The organism is Chroococcidiopsis sp. CCNUC1 (genome assembly GCF_023546805.1).
Lineage (GTDB): Bacteria > Cyanobacteriota > Cyanobacteriia > Cyanobacteriales > Chroococcidiopsidaceae > Chroococcidiopsis > Chroococcidiopsis thermalis.
The window spans coordinates 760,693-780,488 of sequence record NZ_CP097480.1 but is presented as its reverse complement, the minus strand read 5'-3'; the positions used below and the strand labels follow the sequence as shown (position 1 = coordinate 780,488).

Annotated in this window: 16 protein-coding genes; 7 read left to right on the top strand and 9 right to left on the bottom strand. The window is 44.1% G+C overall.

Features of this window, described 5'->3' with window-relative positions:
- Nucleotides 1-29: 29 nt before the first annotated feature.
- Nucleotides 30-3,239 carry a glycoside hydrolase family 15 protein gene (locus M5J74_RS03645; RefSeq protein ID WP_250015395.1) on the bottom strand — a complete coding sequence of 1,070 codons (3,210 nt, stop codon included), beginning with the start codon at nucleotides 3,237-3,239 and terminating at the stop codon, nucleotides 30-32.
- 382 nt (nucleotides 3,240-3,621) lie between these two features.
- On the opposite strand from M5J74_RS03645, the gene M5J74_RS32510 reads away from it, so the two are divergent.
- Complete coding sequence (locus M5J74_RS32510; protein WP_015152774.1) at nucleotides 3,622-3,750, top strand: hypothetical protein; 129 nt, start codon at nucleotides 3,622-3,624, stop codon at nucleotides 3,748-3,750.
- 110 nt (nucleotides 3,751-3,860) lie between these two features.
- On the opposite strand, the gene M5J74_RS03640 is transcribed toward M5J74_RS32510, so the two are convergent.
- On the bottom strand, nucleotides 3,861-4,004 hold the full coding sequence (locus M5J74_RS03640) for a hypothetical protein (RefSeq protein WP_158631792.1): 144 nt from the start codon (nucleotides 4,002-4,004) through the stop codon (nucleotides 3,861-3,863).
- Between the two features lie 475 nt (nucleotides 4,005-4,479).
- Between M5J74_RS03640 and M5J74_RS03635 the strand changes: the two genes are divergently transcribed.
- Nucleotides 4,480-6,405, top strand: a complete 1,926-nt coding sequence (locus M5J74_RS03635) for a caspase family protein (protein WP_250015394.1) — start codon at nucleotides 4,480-4,482, stop codon at nucleotides 6,403-6,405.
- Between the two features lie 50 nt (nucleotides 6,406-6,455).
- Here the strand turns inward: M5J74_RS03635 and M5J74_RS03630 are convergent, their stop codons facing one another.
- From M5J74_RS03630 to M5J74_RS03615, 5 genes are all read right to left on the bottom strand, one after another.
- Nucleotides 6,456-7,091 (bottom strand): hypothetical protein, encoded by a 636-nt coding sequence (locus M5J74_RS03630; RefSeq protein ID WP_106168047.1) that lies wholly within the window; start codon nucleotides 7,089-7,091, stop codon nucleotides 6,456-6,458.
- 150 nt (nucleotides 7,092-7,241) lie between these two features.
- Nucleotides 7,242-7,805, bottom strand: a complete 564-nt coding sequence (locus M5J74_RS03625; RefSeq protein ID WP_106168053.1) for a RidA family protein — start codon at nucleotides 7,803-7,805, stop codon at nucleotides 7,242-7,244.
- Nucleotides 7,806-7,843: 38 nt separating this feature from the next.
- Entirely contained in the window at nucleotides 7,844-7,975 is a 132-nt protein-coding gene (locus M5J74_RS32505; protein ID WP_256498665.1) for a hypothetical protein, read from the bottom strand.
- A gap of 7 nt (nucleotides 7,976-7,982) precedes the next feature.
- Nucleotides 7,983-9,521 (bottom strand): flavin monoamine oxidase family protein, encoded by a 1,539-nt coding sequence (locus tag M5J74_RS03620; protein ID WP_250015392.1) that lies wholly within the window; start codon nucleotides 9,519-9,521, stop codon nucleotides 7,983-7,985.
- Between the two features lie 257 nt (nucleotides 9,522-9,778).
- Nucleotides 9,779-11,293 carry an NAD(P)/FAD-dependent oxidoreductase gene (locus M5J74_RS03615; protein WP_015152768.1) on the bottom strand — a complete coding sequence of 505 codons (1,515 nt, stop codon included), beginning with the start codon at nucleotides 11,291-11,293 and terminating at the stop codon, nucleotides 9,779-9,781.
- 693 nt (nucleotides 11,294-11,986) lie between these two features.
- Between M5J74_RS03615 and M5J74_RS03610 the strand changes: the two genes are divergently transcribed.
- From M5J74_RS03610 to M5J74_RS03600, 3 genes are all read left to right on the top strand, one after another.
- Entirely contained in the window at nucleotides 11,987-12,523 is a 537-nt protein-coding gene (locus M5J74_RS03610; RefSeq protein WP_250015390.1) for a hypothetical protein, read from the top strand.
- Between the two features lie 298 nt (nucleotides 12,524-12,821).
- Nucleotides 12,822-13,604, top strand: coding sequence for an ABC transporter ATP-binding protein (locus M5J74_RS03605; protein ID WP_015152764.1), 783 nt, complete (start codon nucleotides 12,822-12,824; stop codon nucleotides 13,602-13,604).
- 46 nt (nucleotides 13,605-13,650) lie between these two features.
- Complete coding sequence (locus tag M5J74_RS03600) at nucleotides 13,651-14,967, top strand: MlaD family protein (protein WP_250015388.1); 1,317 nt, start codon at nucleotides 13,651-13,653, stop codon at nucleotides 14,965-14,967.
- Between the two features lie 12 nt (nucleotides 14,968-14,979).
- On the opposite strand, the gene M5J74_RS03595 is transcribed toward M5J74_RS03600, so the two are convergent.
- Complete coding sequence (locus tag M5J74_RS03595; protein ID WP_015152762.1) at nucleotides 14,980-15,273, bottom strand: DUF3288 family protein; 294 nt, start codon at nucleotides 15,271-15,273, stop codon at nucleotides 14,980-14,982.
- Nucleotides 15,270-16,355: a photosystem q(b) protein gene (locus M5J74_RS03590; RefSeq protein ID WP_015152761.1), complete on the bottom strand. Its 1,086-nt coding sequence runs from the start codon at nucleotides 16,353-16,355 to the stop codon at nucleotides 15,270-15,272. The genes M5J74_RS03595 and M5J74_RS03590 overlap by 4 nt, the downstream gene beginning before the upstream one ends.
- Nucleotides 16,356-16,635: 280 nt before the next feature.
- On the opposite strand from M5J74_RS03590, the gene rsmI reads away from it, so the two are divergent.
- Nucleotides 16,636-17,526, top strand: a complete 891-nt coding sequence (gene rsmI / locus M5J74_RS03585) for a 16S rRNA (cytidine(1402)-2'-O)-methyltransferase (protein ID WP_371934001.1) — start codon at nucleotides 16,636-16,638, stop codon at nucleotides 17,524-17,526.
- Nucleotides 17,527-17,839: 313 nt separating this feature from the next.
- Nucleotides 17,840-19,129: a bifunctional sterol desaturase/short chain dehydrogenase gene (locus M5J74_RS03580; RefSeq protein ID WP_250015384.1), complete on the top strand. Its 1,290-nt coding sequence runs from the start codon at nucleotides 17,840-17,842 to the stop codon at nucleotides 19,127-19,129.
- Nucleotides 19,130-19,796 lie beyond the last annotated feature (667 nt).

The following is a 19,796-nucleotide window of genomic DNA, read 5'->3' as shown; positions in this document are numbered from 1 at the left end:
TGCCTTTTAACTTTGAACTTTTGACTTTCTCATGCTGCTTGAGATTGCCCAAATTCGGATAAGAATCGGAATGCCTTCACGACAGCACTAGCGCATTCTCTGGGTGAAGAATTGTAAAAAGCACGCCATGCAGAGGCTTTAAATTCATCGTAACGGTCTGCTTTTTCAGGGAAACGTTCTAACCAAGCTAAACGCACGGCATGACCGATTAATACATCTAAGACGATGTATTCTTCTATTTGCAAATTAGGATTGCGATCGCAAATTGCTGCTAATTCCATTAGCGTTTCAATATTAACTTGTCGATATTCTGGGGCTTCAATTTTATTGAGTAAATGCTCGACTCGTAGGGCAAAGTTTTTTTCTCCCGATGTCATTTCTGCTAGAATTAACTCGCTATCCAAACGATTGCGTCGTTCTAATTTATCGCCAATAATCACGCCTTTAGAGTGTTTCATTAACCGCCAAACTCGTTGGAAAAAGTCTTGAGGAACGCGGTTCATCGCCCCATCCCAGTGTCGCTGCTGTTGCCAGCCACTCAAAGGGACAAAGCCTTCATCTGTAGCTTCAGGCAGTACTACCCATTCAATATCGCTTTCTGGCTGTTTGACGTGTAGCGATTCTCGTTGACGCAAGACTTGATTCATCCCCTCATAACCAATTAAAACTTGGCGCAGGCGCATTTTCACTTCAAATGGGGATAGTTGCATCAAATGTTCGTAGGCTTCATCTTGAGTTAATCCCAATTCTTGCCCTAATTCGCTGGTAATTAATAGAATTAAATAACCAACCCGCAATGTCAGTAATCCCTTAAATAAATGGGGTTCAGTACGAATTAATACCCCTAAATAGTTAAGCATTTCTTGTGTCAAAACGCGATCGCGAATATCTTCGCCACAAAACTGGTCGATTTTTTCCCCAATTTCCTGATTAGACATCGGTTGGGTAATCAAGGAAGCCTCGCTGTAAGACTTACCTACAGCAATTTGTTTTTGCCTGACTAGAATTGATGTCACCTCGTCCGAAAGAGACACGTCTATCATCCGTCGCAGTCCTGCGGCGCGGCGTACAATCGTCCACAAGCAAGAATTTCCCGCCTTGGTATAAACTTCATCCAATAAATCGCCAACCGTCACTCGTCCAGTGCCAAAACCAGTATCAAAATCTAAGCCGCGTAAGCGATACAATGTCTGCAATAACTCAATTTGTTCGTAGAGATTGTCTGAAGCCCGTAATTGTCCTAACAACAGACTGAGATTGGTTTCGCATTCTAGCTGAAATTCTTGAGTAATCCCTAAAGGTAGGTTTTTTTCGGGATGAAACGTTAGGTAATAGTTGCGTTGTGCGGTCTTGTTGACTGCTAAGCGAGTAAAATTTAACTCATGCAAGAAATCAATCCGTTCTGTTTTTGCCGTTAGCATCAACTGTTGCAATCGTCCTAGCTTAACGTGAACGCCGTTGCAAATACCGCTTCTGAGTTCCTCCATCAACGGTAATAACGCTTCTTTCTCCGTTTCTAGCATGGTATGAGTTAACATCAGCGTTACTGTCGGTCGCCCTAAATCACTCCAATGGTGTTTAATATATGCAAGTTCGCTTTTGAGTCGTGCGACTAGAAAGTGGTAATCGAGGGTGAGATAAAATTGTTGGGGATCGAGAAAAGAAGGTAAAAACACCACGGTTTCGTCGCGAATCCGAAAGATTCTCGAAGTCGTTAAACTCCGCAAGCGTCTAATTGGTCTTCCTGACAAACCTAATTTGTCGTTGCGTCCAATTTGGGTGTAGACAGTTGATAGTTCTCCAGCTTGGCGGACTTGAATTGGTTCTACTTGTGATGGTGTTTGGGTTTCAATGCCGTAAACCGCTAGTTTTGCTTGTAAATCTTCATCTTCTGCAAGTAAGGCAATTTGTACCATTGCTTCTTGGCGACGACCGATGTTTAAATGTTTTCCTAGAGGATCGATATCGCCAATTGAGACTAGCCCTTCACTTAACATTTGACCGAGAAAATACAGGCTTTGCGCCCAAACTAAGGGGACATTCTCATTTGGTAGACGAGTTTGAGTTTGGGGATTTGCCCTTTCTGCGGCAATGTTTTCCTGCGGGACGTAGTACAACTCTGGCAATAGTTTCACGCCATCTCGTTCTACGACAATCTTTTCCAAGCGTTCCTGATATGCTTGAATTTGGGTGCGATCGCCTCTAAATATTCCATCTAGTAATAAGTATGTGAAAAATAGGGGCCACTCGCATTCGATATGTTCAAATTGCTTCAGTTCCCACGGTTCGTAATGCAGGCGGTTGGTGTCTTCCAACACCGTTTGATGTCCGTCACGTAAAAATCGCTTGCAACCGTATTTGCCTTGGAGTTTGGTAATAATATCATTGCGGGTGCGTTCTAGCAAGCGTCGATCCTCTACGGCAAACGCAGGATAACCGATAACGCTTAATACGGCTGCATCAACTTCTTTAGACGCAGATTCCCTCGGTAACAAATTCTCTAACGTAATGCGGGCGCGGGCAATTTCATCGGGTAAAACGTGAATTACCGATGCTTGGCTACCCCCAACTCCAAATAAATCTAGTCCGTTCATGGCTTCTAAGGCTGCTTTTGCCATTCCCACAGAACTAGCATTCAATTCGGCATTACCGTGATTGATTTTGTTTCCCCGTTCCCAAATTCCGAAGTCTGGGGTACGGTAGGTGCGTCCGATGTAATAAACCAAATTTTGCACGAAGTTTACTTCGTCGATGGTGTAGACGACGTGCAACCCCGAAGCCGTCATTTGTGCCAGCATCAATAAAAATAGAGAAGTGGCATCGAGTTGTAGATGTCCCCACTCACCATCGCCGACGACAATATCACCCGTTTGAGTATTGTACTTGGCGTGCAAGGCATCTAGGGCAGCTTGAGTGTGTTTGAAGCTTTCTACTTTGGTGGCTTGGCGCATCATCGCAAATAACAAGCCTCGCATCAGCTTCACAACGCTGTGTTCTAATTCGTAGGTACGTCCTTTATCGGGATCGACTTTACGATATGCTAGCGCCAGACCCCAGACCGCTAAAATACTGTAGACGTTATCTCTCACCCAGGCATCGGTATAATCTCCGTGGGCAGTGATGGCAGTACTAGCTGGTAATAAGCCAGAAATCGGATTTTGCCGAGATAAAATGATGGTTTTAATCTGATGGTAATAATAGTCCAGTCGTGCGGGTAACTGAGCGGCAGTTTTGTACATACGGAAGTTTGACTGTTTCGGGAATCAAGCGGTTGCGTGGTGAAGCTATCTACAGAAAAGCAAAGATCGCTACATTTCATCCTTTCGGAGTAGATCGACCAAAGTAGAAGAACGATAAGCTGATTTAGGATTTTGTTCGTATTCTACTGGAAATCTCACCGTACCACTGAATCGCGTTAGCGAAGCTGAACGAAGTTATCGCCACTATCAAACGAAAATTTATTGTAATCTTCATCAAATCCCCACTCTGCGATCGCGTATCTTTGCAAAATCTTTAACGACTCTAAGCTACAACATTGTCAGTATTTTCACTGAATACGTAACTTAGTATTGTCTTTTTTTATACCGTTGGCTTTACCGAATCAACAGGCAGGTAATCGATATGGCACTTTTATACAATCAACAACAGTCTCCTTTGGTAAAAATTGTCTACAGCAAAGTTATTACTAACGGCAAAGTTGAACTAGTACCACTGCAACTATATGCAGACGGTTCCTTGCGTCGCTGTTAGTAGAAAATCATAGTCACCCTATATAAATTGTTAAATCGGTTTTCCCTGTAGAGACGTTACATGTGTAGAGACGTTACATGTAACGTCTCTACAAAAATTCGTGAAAAAATTTAAGAACGACTTAAATCTTGACTCCAAAATAATTCTTTGCCGTGGGAATCAATAACCCGTCCAGTAAAGATAATAGCTTTGGTTTCAGAAATAGAAAAGCCTGCCTCAAAACCGATCGCGGTTTTCAATTGGATGCAATACACGTCTGGTAGGGGCGCTTTCTCTGTGCGCCCCTACAAATGTTATCCACACAATCAAGAATTGCTATGAGATGTAGATTCAGATCGTCAAAGCTTTCATTCCAAGCGGTAATTCGATAATAATTTATTTCAGTCGTGGCAATATCGCGATCGCATCTTGTTCAGTGAGAAGACGAGCATTGGCTTTCTAATATTAAGTAATTGATTATACAAGAGCAACTCTTCCTCTAGCAGCAGGCATAAAAAGCCTGAATCTGCTAAGTATTTGTTCGGGCGAGTATTAAAAAATACCAAAAAACTTAACTTTGAGGACGACATGACAAACTATATTTTTGCGGTTGAATAATAATTGCTTTACTTTATCTTTAAAATTAGAGAGGTAACATCAAGCTTTCATGGGCTTGTATGAAAAAACACTTGGAATTCGTGTAGGGACTGGTGGCGACGCATCTACAGGACATCAGGGAGGAAGTCACCAATGGCTAGAGTGGCATTGCTGATCGGCGTAAGCGATTACGGACCTGGTTTTAACTGGCTACCTGGGGTCGGAAAGGACTTGGTAGCAATGCAACGGGTCTTACAGCATCCAGAAATGGGTGGTTTTACAGAGGTAGAAATCCTCAAAAATCCCGATCCGCTGACAATGCAATTAGCGATCGCGACTTTATTTAACGCCCAGACACGCCAGCCGGATGACTTAGTATTATTATATTTCTCCGGTCATTACGTCAGCGATCGCTATGGCAGATTTTACTTTCCCACTCGCTTAACTTGTAAAAATCCCAACGGAGAACTGGTTGCCCCGACTGCAATTCCAGCTAATCTAGTCAAAAATATCATGAATGACAGTCCGGCAGAACAACAGGTTGTCATTCTCGATTGTTGCGCCGACAACTCTATGGTTGTAGATGAATGGACGAAAAATCCCATGATGGGCAATCTCCAACAGCAGTTAGGAGGAATAGGTAGGGTAATATTGACGGCTGGAAATACAGCAACAGAATTTTCTCATAAGGGATTTGAACTCTCAACATATACTCATTACTTAGTAGAAGGAATTGAAACTGGCGCAGCAGATTTAGATCGCGATCGCACAATTTCTGTAGCAGAAATGCATCAGTATATTAGGAAAAGACTAGGAGAAACTTCGACAAATTTAGCACCAAATATACACGCATTTGACGATCCGCAGCAGATTTATTTAGCTAAAGCGACCATGAAAAGAACGGCGCTTTGGTGGTTGGAAAATGCAACGCTCAATACAGCGATCGCAGCTCATAGTAAAGGTACAGACGATCGAGGTACAGATTGGGAAGCAGACCGTCAGAGTACGGTAGCAGTTTTAACTAGCGAAATGCAGGAAAAAACGGTAGAAGACGATCTCGTTCAACGCCAACCAAAATCTTGGTTGGGGGCAGTTACACTGACAGTTTTGGCAATATTAGGGATAGCTTATGGTGCAACTCGCTGGCAAGATTTGCGCCAGCTATCCATGAGCGAAACTATTGCCGCAGACACGACATACAATCACCAAGTACCGACGGTACTCGAACATGTTAATACTGTTTGGTCGCTGGCTTTTAGTCCTGACAGTCAAATTTTAGCTAGCTGTGGTAACGATCGCGCAATTAAGTTGTGGAGTTTAAAAACTGGAGAATTAATTCGGACAATTCCTGATGCTCATACAGGTGCAATTTGGTCGGTAGCGATCGATCCTGGCGGAGATAAATTAATTAGCGGTAGTAGCGATCGCACGATTAAAGTTTGGAATTTGCAAACCGGGGAACCGATCCGTACCTTGCGGGGACATACAGATGCAGTTCGCGCTGTGGCTGTGAGTCCCGATGACAAACATATTGTCACCGGTAGTAGCGATCGCACGATTAAAGTTTGGGATTTAAGTACGGGAGTTTTACTGCGAACTTTGAGCGGACATACAAGTGCAGTTCGTGCCGTAGCAATTAGTCCTAATGGTTACACGATTGTAAGTGGTGGTGCAGACAATTTAGTCAGAGTTTGGAATTTAAACACGGGACAATTACTCAGCACACTACAAGGGCATACTAGCCGAGTCATTGCGATCGCCATGAGTCCCGATGGAAATATAGTTGCCAGTGGTGGAAATGACAACACAATTAGGTTGTGGAATTTACAAACTGGAGATTTATTACATACTTTGAAAGGGCATTCAGACCACATTAATTCTCTGGCTTTTCGAGCGGACGGACAAGTACTAATTAGCGGTGCAGAAGACCATTCCATCAAATTATGGAATCCGCGATCGGGCGAGCTGCTCAATACTTTAAGCAAACACGATGAAGATGTTTATGCAGTAGCTATAAGTCCCGATGGTAAAACTCTTGCTAGTGCAGATAAAGCAGGGGAAATTAAACTGGGACAGTGAACGTTTATCAGTACAACTAGCCAAAGCGCCACTAGCCACTGATGACTAATTTACCTATAACCGGGATCTTCTTCTTCTAGGCTGGCTCCACCTGGAGGCGAATTAACTGGAGGCAAACTATTAGCAGGTGGAGATGTATTGCTTGATGGTTTTACCGTAGGCGGGGTAGGAATGGGAACTGGAGGAGTGGAGATTGAAGGAGTAGAGGAGGTTGGGGGAGTAGAGCGACGGAAAGTCGGTGCGGTAGACGTAGGAGAAGAGGGCTGCTGTTCGACTTCTATTAGACCAAGCAATACACCAGAACTCGTAAAATATTGACTCCAGTTTTGAATTTGAGGTTGCTTTTGCCAGTCAAAGCGAGAAACTTTGGCAAACAATAGAGGTGCTTCTTGTCCGTTACGTTCGCCAAAAATGCGGACGGACATTTCGCGCAACTTGGAGTTTTCTTGAAATCCTAGTCGGGTCAAGTTTGCGGCGATGATTTCCGCTTGTTGTATTAGCTCGGCAAAAGATTGGGGACGAGTGATGTTGACGGTAAAATCAACCTGTTTGGACTGAGTACTTTGTAGGGTCTGGGAATTGCGTGTAAAGTCTACAACCTCTACTGGATTGGCTGTTACGGGAGAGATGGCGATCGCCCAACTACCTAAAATAAATACCGTACCCAAAATTCTGCTATGACTCATAGCTACAGCCTGATGTATACAAATTCGCTTTAACGCTACTTGAGTTACTCTACCGCTTAATTGCTCCCCAATTGTGTAGATGCACGCAAGATTTTTAATTCCGAATTCCGAGTTCCGTAGCTTGCTTCCCCGTAGGGGTATTCCGAATTCTTAACGTTTGGGATAAACGGCGACGGCTTCAATTTCAATCAACCAACCAGGATCGACCAAACCAGCCACAGCCAGGGTAGAACGAGCTGTTTTGACTGGATTTTCTGGATTGTTGAAAAATTGAGCGTAAGCGTCAAACCAACCCTGGTAATCGACTTGATTATCCATTGCGGGATCTGCCACTAGATAAACGCGCAGATAGACCACATCAGATAACGTCAGGTTCACATCTGCCAACAAAGCTTGAATTCGTTCTAGAATACCGATCGCCTGAGTTTTTGTATCGCCATAGCGATCGCGCGTCCGCAGTGGAGCATCGGGATTAATGACTGGTGGGACTGTGCCACTCGTCCAATAGTAAGCTTGGTCTTCCGGTACGGCGACGGCTGAAGCAATTGAAGAGGTTGGCGAACCGTAAAACACTACCTCTTTCGGTGCAGCTGGTTTGGCTACAGCTTGAAGATGAATCCCAAATATTTGCAGACCAATTAAGCTAGCACAAACAATTGCTAATAACCAAACACTAATTTTTCCAAGTTGAAGTTGATTGATGAAGCGTTTCATAGTTAATTTTTGGGTAATTTTTGGGTAACAATCAAAAATCAAAAGCCAAGCATTTGTAGGGGCGGGTTTAGCCAAAAATTCATGCCGACAGCAAGAAATCTACCTTCAAAACCCGCCCGTACCGGAGATAGGAGAATGTCAATAAAATCCCGATTGCGCACCAATGACAAATAACGCTCATAGAGCCGCAATCTGTGTAGAGACGAGACGAGCAGATTCAAAAGCACCAGCCATCCAACCTGTGAGGTAGCTGAGATGTTCGCCGCACAAATAGATGTTGCCATCTGGTTGATTCAGTCGCGGATAGTAAGTCGTTCTGACATTAGTAGTGTATTCTGCCCATCCACCTTTGCTATAAGGCACTGTTGACCAGAACAGCGAAAAGCCATTCTCAAAGTGGTTGTTATATTGCGGGTGAATCTTACTCCCTTGTTCCAATGCTAAAGCTACGCGGTCTGCGGGGGCGAGGGTTCCGACTGTCTCTGCTGTTGAACCGAAATTGTAGTAGCCCAAAACTATGCCTTTTTGAGACAGATATCCCGTTGAGGGATACCAGATCTGGTCGATATCCTGGTCAGTTTGAGTGATACCACCGAAGATGTCTTCGTCATCTTCCCAAAAACGGCGGTTGAACTGTAACGCACTTTTACCCGTAACGGCATATTCCACGCTGGCGATCGCTTCTTTCATATCGGGAGCGAAATCAGAGGGAATATCTTTTAGTACTGATAGAGGAATGTTACAGATACAGTAGTCGGCTGTTTCTTGCTTGACGTTACCCGATTTATCTTTGTACAAAATTTGCACGCCATCGGGAGTCTTGCGAATTTCTGTCACCACTGCGCCATAAGTAATGAATCTCCCTACCTGCTTTTCAAAAGCTTTGGCGATCGCATCCATTCCTCCTACAGGCTCAAACATCGTCATTTGCTGGTTGAAGCCAAATTCAAAAGATTCGTCTCCTGCAAATCCCAATTCCAACAACGCACTCAAGTCGTAAGGGTCATCAACGACTCCAGGCGCATCGCCCGCTCCTTGATACGTAGAGTAACCGCGTCGGCTGGAACCTTTGTAAAATAAATCTGGGTTTAAACCGCCATAAGTGCGGAGAAATTCGATCATTTTCTCCTTATCTTCCACAGTTAGAGGTGCATCAACTGCATCTTTACTAATTGCCTTCGCTAAGAGTTCGGAAATGTATCCCCGCATATCGGCGATCGCCTCGCGAAAATGAACCTTGCGACCGGATAGCGATCCTGCGTTTTCGCGGTAAATATATTGCTGGCGGCTGAGGTTGACTATGACTTCTAACGGAACACCCAGTTCTTTGCAATAGTCAATCGTGACGTGATGGTAGGGAATCCGAGCGGGACCGGGGTTAAAATATTGTCCGCGATCGAATCCGATGGTCTGTGTCTGACCTAAAGTATCGGTGAATTTATCTCCTGTGCGAACTGTCCAGCAACGACCCCCTGAACGTTCTCTGGCTTCTAAAATTTTGCATTGGTAGCCGACTTTGCTCAATTCATAAGCGCAAGTCATGCCACCTAACCCAGCGCCGAGAATGATAATACGCTTATTACCTCCTCGACGTTGAAGTTGAAACGGGGATTTTTGTGCTGTTGCTGGTTTTTCGATCAAATCCAAAGCTTGCATAACTGCATAAGTAGTACCAGCAGACGCAGCAATTCTCGTGATAAAGTCTCTTCTTCTCACGTCCAATCCTCAATTATTTGGCTGCACAAAAAATGGCGAAAAGATGTAGTTTATACATCATTTGCGCTGCAAAACTGTATCAGAGCAAATAAATACTAGTTGCAGCGTAATTTTTGCGACATGACTCAAAATATGGCGAATAACAGCCGAAGAGTGTATTTACGATGACAGTTCGATTTGTAATAATAATGAGTTTTGTAACTACTGCTTTGCGCAAGAATTAGTTTTGTAACTGCCTGCGATCGCAGTATTTTTAGTTACTGAATATTCAGCAATTCTGCTGTCTGCTGCGGTTGAACTAGAGTATTGGCACACAAAATTCCCGAAGCGGCAACAGCTGGCACGCCAATTCCAGGCGTGGTACTATCACCAACGCGATATAATCCCGAAATCGGAGTGTGAGTACTGGGAAACATACCCTTACCAGCCGCGATCGCTGCTCCATAAGTTCCCTGGTAGCGTCGTAAATAATGCGCGTGAGTCAACGGCGTACCGATCAGTTCTAAGACAATTCTTTGTCTAATATCTGGAATAACTCGTTCTAAAGCACGATACAAAGATTGCGATCGCTCTTTTTTGCGTTCTTGATAGCTATTATCTCGCTGCCAATGTTCGTGCGATTCTAAAGTATAGGCGTGAACCACATGATGTCCAGGGGGTGCAAGAGAATCATCCCACACCGAAGGAATGGAGATCATGCAGGTGTTACCAGGAGTTGTGATATCTCGTTCTGCATCGTGGACGACAACATGATGTCCGGTTAAATTGTCCAACCCCTCGGCTTTAATACCCAAATGCAGGTGCATGAAACTATCTACTGCTGGGGTGGCTAACGCTGTTTGTCGATAGGATGTGGGTAAATCTTCTGGCTGTAATAATTTACCGTAGGTATCCCAAATGGAAGCGTTGGATATAACAATTGGTGCATGAAGGATTTCTCCCTTTCGCAAGCGCACGCCTGTAACTCTACCAGACTCTACCAAAATTTGTTCGACATGACAGCCCAAGCGCAACTCGCCACCCCAACGTTTTAACCCGCGTACTAAAGCATCGACGATCGCCCCACTACCCCCAATTGGATACTCTACCCCAGCACGAGAGCGTTCGCCTAACATAAAAGCAACTTCTGGGGCGATCGTTCCATGTGCTTTTAAACCCGATAGTAGAAAACATTCTAAGTCAATCAGTCGCCTCACCCAGCGATCGCTAACTTCCCGATCCATGACTTGTCCCACCGAGCTTTGGACTAAACCCAAATGGGGTAACATTTTGACTAATGAGGGCAAGCAACGCCCCATAAGAACGGGTATCAGTTGCCAATCAGCCCGTAATAATATTGTGGGAATGCCCTGTAAAGTGTCGTACAAGGGTAGCAAGCGCTGAATAAATCGCTCTAATTCTTTCGATCCTTGAGGGGTAAATTGCCTTACTGCTTCTAGGTAGCGTTCCTGTTGGCTGTATACAGGTAAAGTTCCTTCAGGAAAATGATAATGTCCCAAAGGATCGTAAGGTATGGCTGGGAGAGTTTCTTCTAAAACATTTAAGACTTGACGCAGGGGGTTGCGGCTGTGGGAGTCGTTTAAACCGCAGTAGAAGGAGGGACCAGAATCGAAATGAAATCCCTGGCGAGAAAAACTATGGGCTGCACCCCCAGCTATGGTATGACTTTCACAGACTGTGACTCTTTTGCCATAACGAGATAATAAAGCAGCGGTAGTCAAGCCACCTATACCGCTACCAATGACAATGACATCTACGTCGCGATCGCTCATTTGTTAACCTGTATTACTTCGATATACTATAGCGGTCGGCTATTTTCAAATGGTTCTACTGCTTATGGAGCAAATAAGAGTTAATTCTAATTTTCCCTAACTAAAAGGACGAAGCATTTTAACCATATGTATTCTTGATTTAAAGCTTGCAGCATTATAGATGAGACTCGCCATGAACTTAAGTTCATGGCTGATAGCTAAAGTCCACTAAAGTAGACTAGCAGACAGACTTTAACCCATTGAAATGGGTTTTTGCTATTAGCCTGTGAATTGTATTCGCAGGCGGGCATTGCAGCAGGTGCAAAATTTCAGCTTTAGTCATATAAGCGCTCTACAGAACACTATATTCTAGCAAAAACTAGTTTTGTGAATATGAACTTTATTCGGAGTGAGTTTATGGACAATCGAAAACTAGAGTTTGAAATTGATAGAAAAAACTTAGAATTTGAAATCGATAGAATAAAACAAGAATCATTATTTGTATACGATCTCTTAATCAGCCGCTACGAGATATTATTTGATATTTTACACTCAAAGCAAACTCAAGAAAATATTAAATTTTGCAAACAGTTATGGAATTTCTTTTGTAGAATATGGAAATTAATAGTAGGTGAAGCCCGTTGAGAAAAAGTATTTTTTATAATTCTTTTATCTTTAATACTAGTAGAACTAGAATTTAGCTATTACAACATATTGATTAACGAACAAAACAAAGCATGGTATGTGTTGATTTGGTTGGTAGCGTGGGCTTCTCTTTGGCTTTTTAAATTATGTAGGGGCTTTAAACGAAAAACACAAAGAGATAATAAATCGGAACTGGTTCACAGATTTTTAACAAGAAATAAGCAGAGGGCTACAGATGATTTAGTAGTAATTAATGAACTATGCTCGGTCGCTCATATTTCAACTTTAGATTTCGTTTTAGCAGAAATAAGAGGGTTGATAGACGAAAGGCAAGCACAAGGTGAAGTTTATATTTCATTTGTGCCAATATCATCTCTAGTTTCTGTTGTCTTAGCATTTGCAATATTTGGTAACTTTATACAAGCTTTTGGCGGTACTTTATTTTTCGATGCAGTTGTAGGAGTTCCAGGATTTATACTCATAGTTAATCAAGTAAATACCTTTGTTACAAAATGGAGAATACAACGTGAGGAGATATTTGCACTGAAGCGCTGTAGATTTTTATTAGAACAAGCGAAGACTATCTTAGAAAAGATTAAAGAATAAACAAAATTGCTTAGCAAGCTGACAATATTAGCAACAAAAATTTACAAATAGCCGTATAGTAAATCTCTCTTGCTGCTCGATCGAAGTCAGCCTACTAACGAAATGGTATAACAAAGACCGGGATCGCCTAGACAAATAGGCGGGTACACTTGGATTGTCATAAAGGGTTTAATTAAAATAAGCCAAAATAGATTGAAGAATAGCAAAATGCTAAAACTGCTACGAGTGAGGTAATGGACTAAACTGTGGAAGTACAACCGAACAGTGAAACTAGCCGCTATAACTTCACAATCTGCTGATGGCTGAGCCAATAATCGAACTCAAAGGTGTAAGTAAATCATTTGGTAGCAACCTGGTTTTAGATCGAGTCGATCTGACGATCTATAAGGGAGAAGCTTTAGCCATCATTGGTCCTTCCGGTACGGGAAAATCGACAATTCTCCGACTGATAGCAGGATTATTGGCTCCTGATGAGGGAGAAATTTACGTCAAAGGACAGATGCGAGAAGGCTTGATTGAAGATAAAGCAGACCCAATCGGGATTGGAATGGTGTTTCAACAAGCGGCTTTGTTTGACTCGCTGACGGTAGAAGAAAATGTCGGCTTTTTCTTGTACCAACACAGCCGCCTATCGCGCCAGCGGATTCGAGAATTAGTCAACCGTAGCTTAGAGATGGTGGGTTTACCAGGAATTGGCGATCGCTATCCGGCAGAGTTATCGGGAGGAATGCGCAAGCGGGTGAGTTTTGCCCGCGCGATTATTTCTAACCCCGACAACCCCAAAGATCGATCGGAGGTTTTACTCTATGACGAACCGACGGCGGGACTCGATCCAATTGCTTCGACTGTGATTGAAGATTTGATTCGTCAGTTGCAATGCTTGACAGGAGTTTGTAACACCTACGCGATCGTCACCCATCAAGACAGTACCATCCGCCGTACAGCCGATCGCATTATTTTTCTCTATCAAGGTAAATTGCAGTGGGAGGGAACGGTGGACGATATCAACAAGACAGATCATCCAATGGTGCGACAGTTTTTCAGTGGCAAAGTAGAAGGACCAATTCAGGTAATTGGTTAGCAGGGGTGCTACAGTGCGCCTGAGTCAGTGAATCGAGGAGAAAACGATGCGATCGCGTGCAGTTAGAGAAGGTTCGGTGGGTTTATTGTTATTGCTAGGAATGGGAATATTTATTGCCATCTTCCTATGGATTAGAGGCTTAACTGTAGGTGAGAGAAGCTACAGCTTTACAGTTGAATTTCCCAGAGTCAACGGTTTACTAGAAGGAGCAGCGGTAAGATATCGGGGGGTAACAGTTGGTAGGATTGCCAGTATTCGTCCGCGAGTTAATGGAGTAGAAGTGACTGTAGAGGTTTCTCCAGCCAACGTTGTGATTGCCCGCGATGCAATCATCGAAGCTAACCAATCGGGGTTTTTAGGTGAAGTAAGCGTCGATATTACTCCACAAAAAGAAGTCCCACCAGAACAAGTGACCGCTAGAGCGCTCGATCCCAAGTGCGATCGCGCTTTGATTGTCTGCAACGGTTCTCGTCTCACTGGTGAAATTGGCGTTAGCACTGACGAATTAATTCGCTTTACTACCCGCTTTGCTAGCGTCTACAGCAATCCAGAACTCTATGAAAATATTAATGCGGCGATCGAAAACACTTCAATTGTTGCCGCCGATGTGTCTCGACTGACTCGCGAACTTACGACATTAACCAAATCGACACGACAGCAGCTAGACAACCTTGCAGTTACAGCCGATCGAATTACAGCCACGACAAATAAAACCGCCAGTCAATTTGGAGCCACAGCCAACCAAGTTCGATTGACAGCAGAACAAGCAAACGATTTAATTGCTAATCTCAATCGTCTCGTCACTGAAAATCGCACTTCCCTCGTCGCTACTTTAGACAATCTCACCCAAACAAGCAAACAACTCCGTTCAAGCGTCGAAACTCTCACACCCACCGTTAACCGCGTTACCCAAGGACAGCTGATAGAAAATTTAGAAACTCTTACAGCCAATGCTGCTGAAGCTTCAACTAATTTACGCGACGCTTCTAAAGCGCTAAATAGTCCTAGTAATGTCTTGGCACTACAACAAACCTTAGATTCTGCGCGGGTAACATTTCAAAACGCCCAGAAAATTACCTCCGATTTGGACGAACTCACGGGAGATCCTTCATTTCGGGACAGCATTCGCGAATTGATCGAAGGCTTGAGTGGTTTAGTCTCTTCTACACAGCAGGTAGAACAGCAAGTTCAAGTCGCTAATACGCTCGATAGCGTGAGGGAGTCGGCAGTCGTTGGGGGACAAGGAGGACAAGGGGGACAAGGAAGCTTTGCCCTCGCTCCTCACTCCTCGCTCCTCGTCCCTCGTTCAGAGACTCCCCAATGGTTGCTGAAACTTAAGGAAAGCGTAAAACAGGACAAGTAAAATCAAGGCTAATCAGCTCCAGTCTTCTTCGTCTCTTACTGCATTTTGGTAAATGGAGCTAGTAGCATGAATTTGACGGGTTTTTTCGTATAAAGTAGCTTCCGTTAAATTCCATCTCTGCATGACTGCGTTTAGGTCTGATTGGATGTCTCTAGCTCCAGGGAAGCCGCGATAACGAATTCGCAGTCGTGCTAGCTCTGCCAAATTGTAATCGCTGACGGGATCGGTTTGCAGGCGATCGACGATCGCGCGATCGCGTCTGTACAACGGATGTTGTTGGTCTTTGGTTTCTAAATTGGCACTCATAGAATAGACGCAATGTTTACGGGCTGTATTCCACCTCCAGCTATGATATTCGGAAAATGGTGGGTATTAACTGCGTGCATCGCCTGAATTCCCAAGTTGGCACGGTTCACCAGATCTGCTTCTGTCCCGATAACTCGACCGCTACTGTCGAGAATCGAGTGGTTGAAGTTAAAGCCATTTAAATTGAACGCTACGCTACAAATTCCCGCCGTGGCAAACCAGATTCCTATTGTAGGTAAGGCAGCTAGGAGAAAGTGAAAAGCACGATGATTTCTACTAGCAAACCAAGGAACTAAAAGCCGTCCTAAAAAACCATAGTGTCCTGCCAAGTAGTGATAAGTCATCTGCGACTGACCTAATTTATATCCCGCATTGACAGATTCATGCTCCTGAGTTTGGCGGATGAGGGTAGAAGTTACCAAAGAACCGTGCAAAGCACTCAAAAGCGCGCCACCAAAAACTCCCGCTACCCCTAACATGTGGAAAGGATGCATGAGAATGTTGTGGTCTGCTTGGACTGCCAACATAAAATTGAACGTGCCAGCAATTCCCAAAGGGAGTCCATCGGCAAAGCTACCCTGACCGATGGGATAGACCAGCAATACTGCTGTGGCGGCGGCGGCTGGCGCAGAGAAAGCTACAGCAGTCCAAGGACGCATACCCAAGCGATAGCTCACTTCCCACAGTCGTCCCAAGTAACACCATATGCCGATGAGAAAGTGGAGTACGATTAGTTGATAAGGACCGCCGTTATAAAGCCATTCATCCATAGATGCGGCTTCCCAGATCGGGTAAAAATGCAGCGCGATCGCCGCTGAAGTTGGTATGACTGCGGCTGTAATCAAATTATTGCCACCCATCAGCGAACCGATAACAGGCTCTCTAATGCCGTCTAAATCCACAGATGGGGCGATCGCAAAAGCAAGCATAAAACAAATGCTAGCTGTCAGTAAGGTGGGAATCATCAGTACGCCAAACCAACCAATGTAAATTCGATTGTCAGTACTTGTTACCCACTCGCAAAATCGATTCCATACTTTGGCAATTTCTAATTCCGGTCGCCGTTGAACAATCGTGTTCATAACGTCCTCCTAGCAAAACTCTATCTAAAGAGATAGATGCTATCCTTTGCCGCTGTTGACTGATTTAGATTCCTTGCGGATTAAGAAATGTTGATGCTGTAGTGCCAGCGACCTTCTACACGCGATCGCTGTCTTGGCATCTGAGCAAATTGATTGTCAAGACCGTACAACTTTCTGAGTCAATTTTAGAAAAAATTTGCTGGCTGTTAGAATTTTAGTTAAATATCTTTAAACGGCTGTCAGAAAGGCAAAAAATAAAGAGAGCTGTAAATAGACTCAGATCGTGACTGAACCAAAACCAGGGACGCTATACGTAGTTGGAACGCCAATTGGTAATTTAGAAGATATCAGCTTTCGGGCAGTGCGGATCTTGCAGTCGGTAGATGCGATCGCGGCGGAGGATACTCGCCACACGGGGAAGTTATTGCACCATTTTCAAATTAAAACACCACAACTGAGTTATCACGAACACAACCGTAACAGCCGCATTCCCGAAATTATCGATCGGTTACAAACAGGTAAAGCGATCGCTTTAGTGACAGATGCCGGAATGCCGGGAATTTCCGATCCTGGGTATGAGTTAGTTCAAGCGTGCGTCGAGGCAGAGATAACTGTTGTCCCGATTCCTGGCGCGAGTGCTGTAATTACGGCTTTGAGTGCGGCGGGTTTACCAACGGATCGGTTTGTGTTTGAGGGTTTTTTACCAGCTAAGGGCAAACCCAGACGCGATCGCTTAGAGTTTTTGCAGATAGAATCCCGCACGATAATTTTATACGAAGCTCCGCATCGTTTGCGTCAAACTTTACAAGATTTAGCCACGGTATTTGGGGCAGAAAGACAGATTGTGCTGGCGCGAGAACTAACAAAATTACACGAAGAATTTTGGCGAGGGCAAATTGAAGGGGCGATCGCCCATTATCAACAAAAAGAACCCCAAGGAGAATACACCCTAGTTGTTGCAGGCATGGAATGGGTGAAACCCCAGTTATCGGAAGCAGAAATTCAGGCAGAATTGCAAAAATTGATTTTAGCGGGAGTATCGCGATCGCAGGCTAGCCGTCAGTTGGCAAAGGCGACTTCTCTATCGCGCCAGGAAATCTATCAATTGGCTTTAGCAATTCCGAATTTGCCCCTGTCTGCATCACCGATACCAGACATCCAGAATGAGTAAAGCCGCATCAAATATCGCGCTTACCTGTAGCTAGCTGGAGCTATTGGTCTAAACTAATCCTATGAGCGCCTTCAAGCGCCAATGCGTTTCGCGAATCTTTGCCCCCCTTTTTTAATTAAAAAGGGGGTTGGGGAGATCGAAAGCGTCAAAGCCGTTTCGCGAATCTTTGCCCCCCTTTTTAAGGGGGGTTGGGGGATCGAAAGCGTCAAAGCCGTTTCGCGAATCTTTGCCCCCTTTTTAAGGGGGGTTGGGGGATCGGTGTCGCAAAAACGAAACGATCTGTAGTCTCAAGTGTGAGGGGTTGGAAAGATTTATGATGTCCGTTTTCGCTGCCGCTGTGACATGCACGGCATGGATAGTTGGATCTGTCCTCTGGGTAGAACTCGTGCGGGATGCGTATCACGTCTTATCGCATCGAGTCCCATTTTTATATCGGCAGCACGTCTGGCATCATCGCGTCTTTCGCCGAGACTTGACTTTTGCGAGTGCCGACATTTATTGCAAAGCACAGTGGCATAATGACTTGCCGGAATGCTTGGTGATGCTACTGCTTTCCTTCGGTGCGTGGTATCTCTGCTACTGGCAAACACCCACCTATCAGTGGGCAGCCTTGGCGGGAACTGCCTATACAACGATGTTTTTAGTGAGTTGTATCGCCCGTGGTAGTGGTAGCGAATGGGCAAGGGAAGCTACAGATTTAACTCATATGCCTGGTGCGTTTACTTCCCCTCCCGCACGCTGGTTTGTGAATCGTACCTATCACTGGCGACATCACTTTGATGATGACGATGCCTATTTTTGCGGTACTTTTACTTTGGTGGATAAGCTTATGGGTACAGCATTGGCACTGAAAGGAAAAACAATTGCCGTAACTGGTGCGTCGGGAACGTTGGGGCGATCGCTATTATTACACCTCCACCAAGCAGGGGCAAAAGTCATTGCCCTGAGTTCTCAATCCGAACCCGTGACGTTAAGCGTTGACGGTAAAACCCTAGCAGTTAAAACTGTATCGTGGCAGGTAGGACAAGAAGCCGAATTATCCCAATTGTTAGAAAAAGTTGATATTTTAATCCTCAATCATGGCATTAACGTGCATGGCGAAAGAACGCCAGATGCGATCGCCAAATCTTATGAGGTTAACACTTTCTCTTCTTGGCGACTGATGGAAATGTTTCTCGCCACAGTCCGTACTAACGAAGATATTGCCACAAAAGAAGTATGGATAAACACATCGGAAGCCGAAGTTAGTCCTGCTGTTAGCCCCTTATACGAGCTTTCTAAGCGGACTTTAGGCGATTTAATTACTTTACGGCGGTTAGACGCTCCTTGTGTCATCCGCAAGTTGATTTTGGGACCATTCAAAAGTAATTTAAATCCAATTGGAGTCATGAATAGCGATCGCGTCGCGAAACAAATTATTGCCCTAGCTCAGCGCGATGTCCGTAATATTATCGTGACAATCAACCCTTTAACTTACATCCTATTTCCGTTAAAAGAATTTTTTGTTTCGCTCTATTTTCGGTTATTTAGTCGTTCTGGTAATTTATCGCCATCAGGCGATCGCTCTGAGTCAGCAAAAATTAAAGTAGAGATCGAACGATAGAGCGAGAAATTTTAATCTGTGAATTCTTTGTCAATCGTGTAGCTGGAGAAGGGAACCTGTCACCCTTCTGATGCTCGTTCTTACATCTATAGCAATCCTATTTGATTCATGAACGTGGAGCAGGCTTCTAGCCTGCCGCAGTCTAGAAGCCCACTTTACAAATCATTGAGAACTGCTATATAAGCAGATGGCTCTGTTTAACGACTATCATTGAATTTTTTATCGCTGACAAATTCGTCACTTTTTTATCCCAAGTTTGTCACCTACTTGGATTTAATCTGGAATCAGTGTAAAGAACCTTTGATTGTATAGCGTGTCTATTTGAGTTGCGAACCAACGAGTGAGGATTGTCATTTGTCATTTGTCATTTTTGAAAGCACAATTAGCAGGTTACAGACAGATGGACGATATTTTCACAATTGGTTTAGACCCGCTATATACATCTAGATACTTTTTAGTGGTGATAGAGGCTCTGTCGATAAAATTGTTCTGACATCAAGAGCTAGAAAGGGGGTATTTCATGGCAGGCGGATAGCGTTTGAATACAGGATCGCGCTGTGAGATTTTGAGACTTGCCACTAGCTCAGTTGCACTACAAGTTAGGACTGATTACACCTGTAGAACTTCAAATTGCATTTGACCGAGAAAAATCAAAAACTTTGTATTT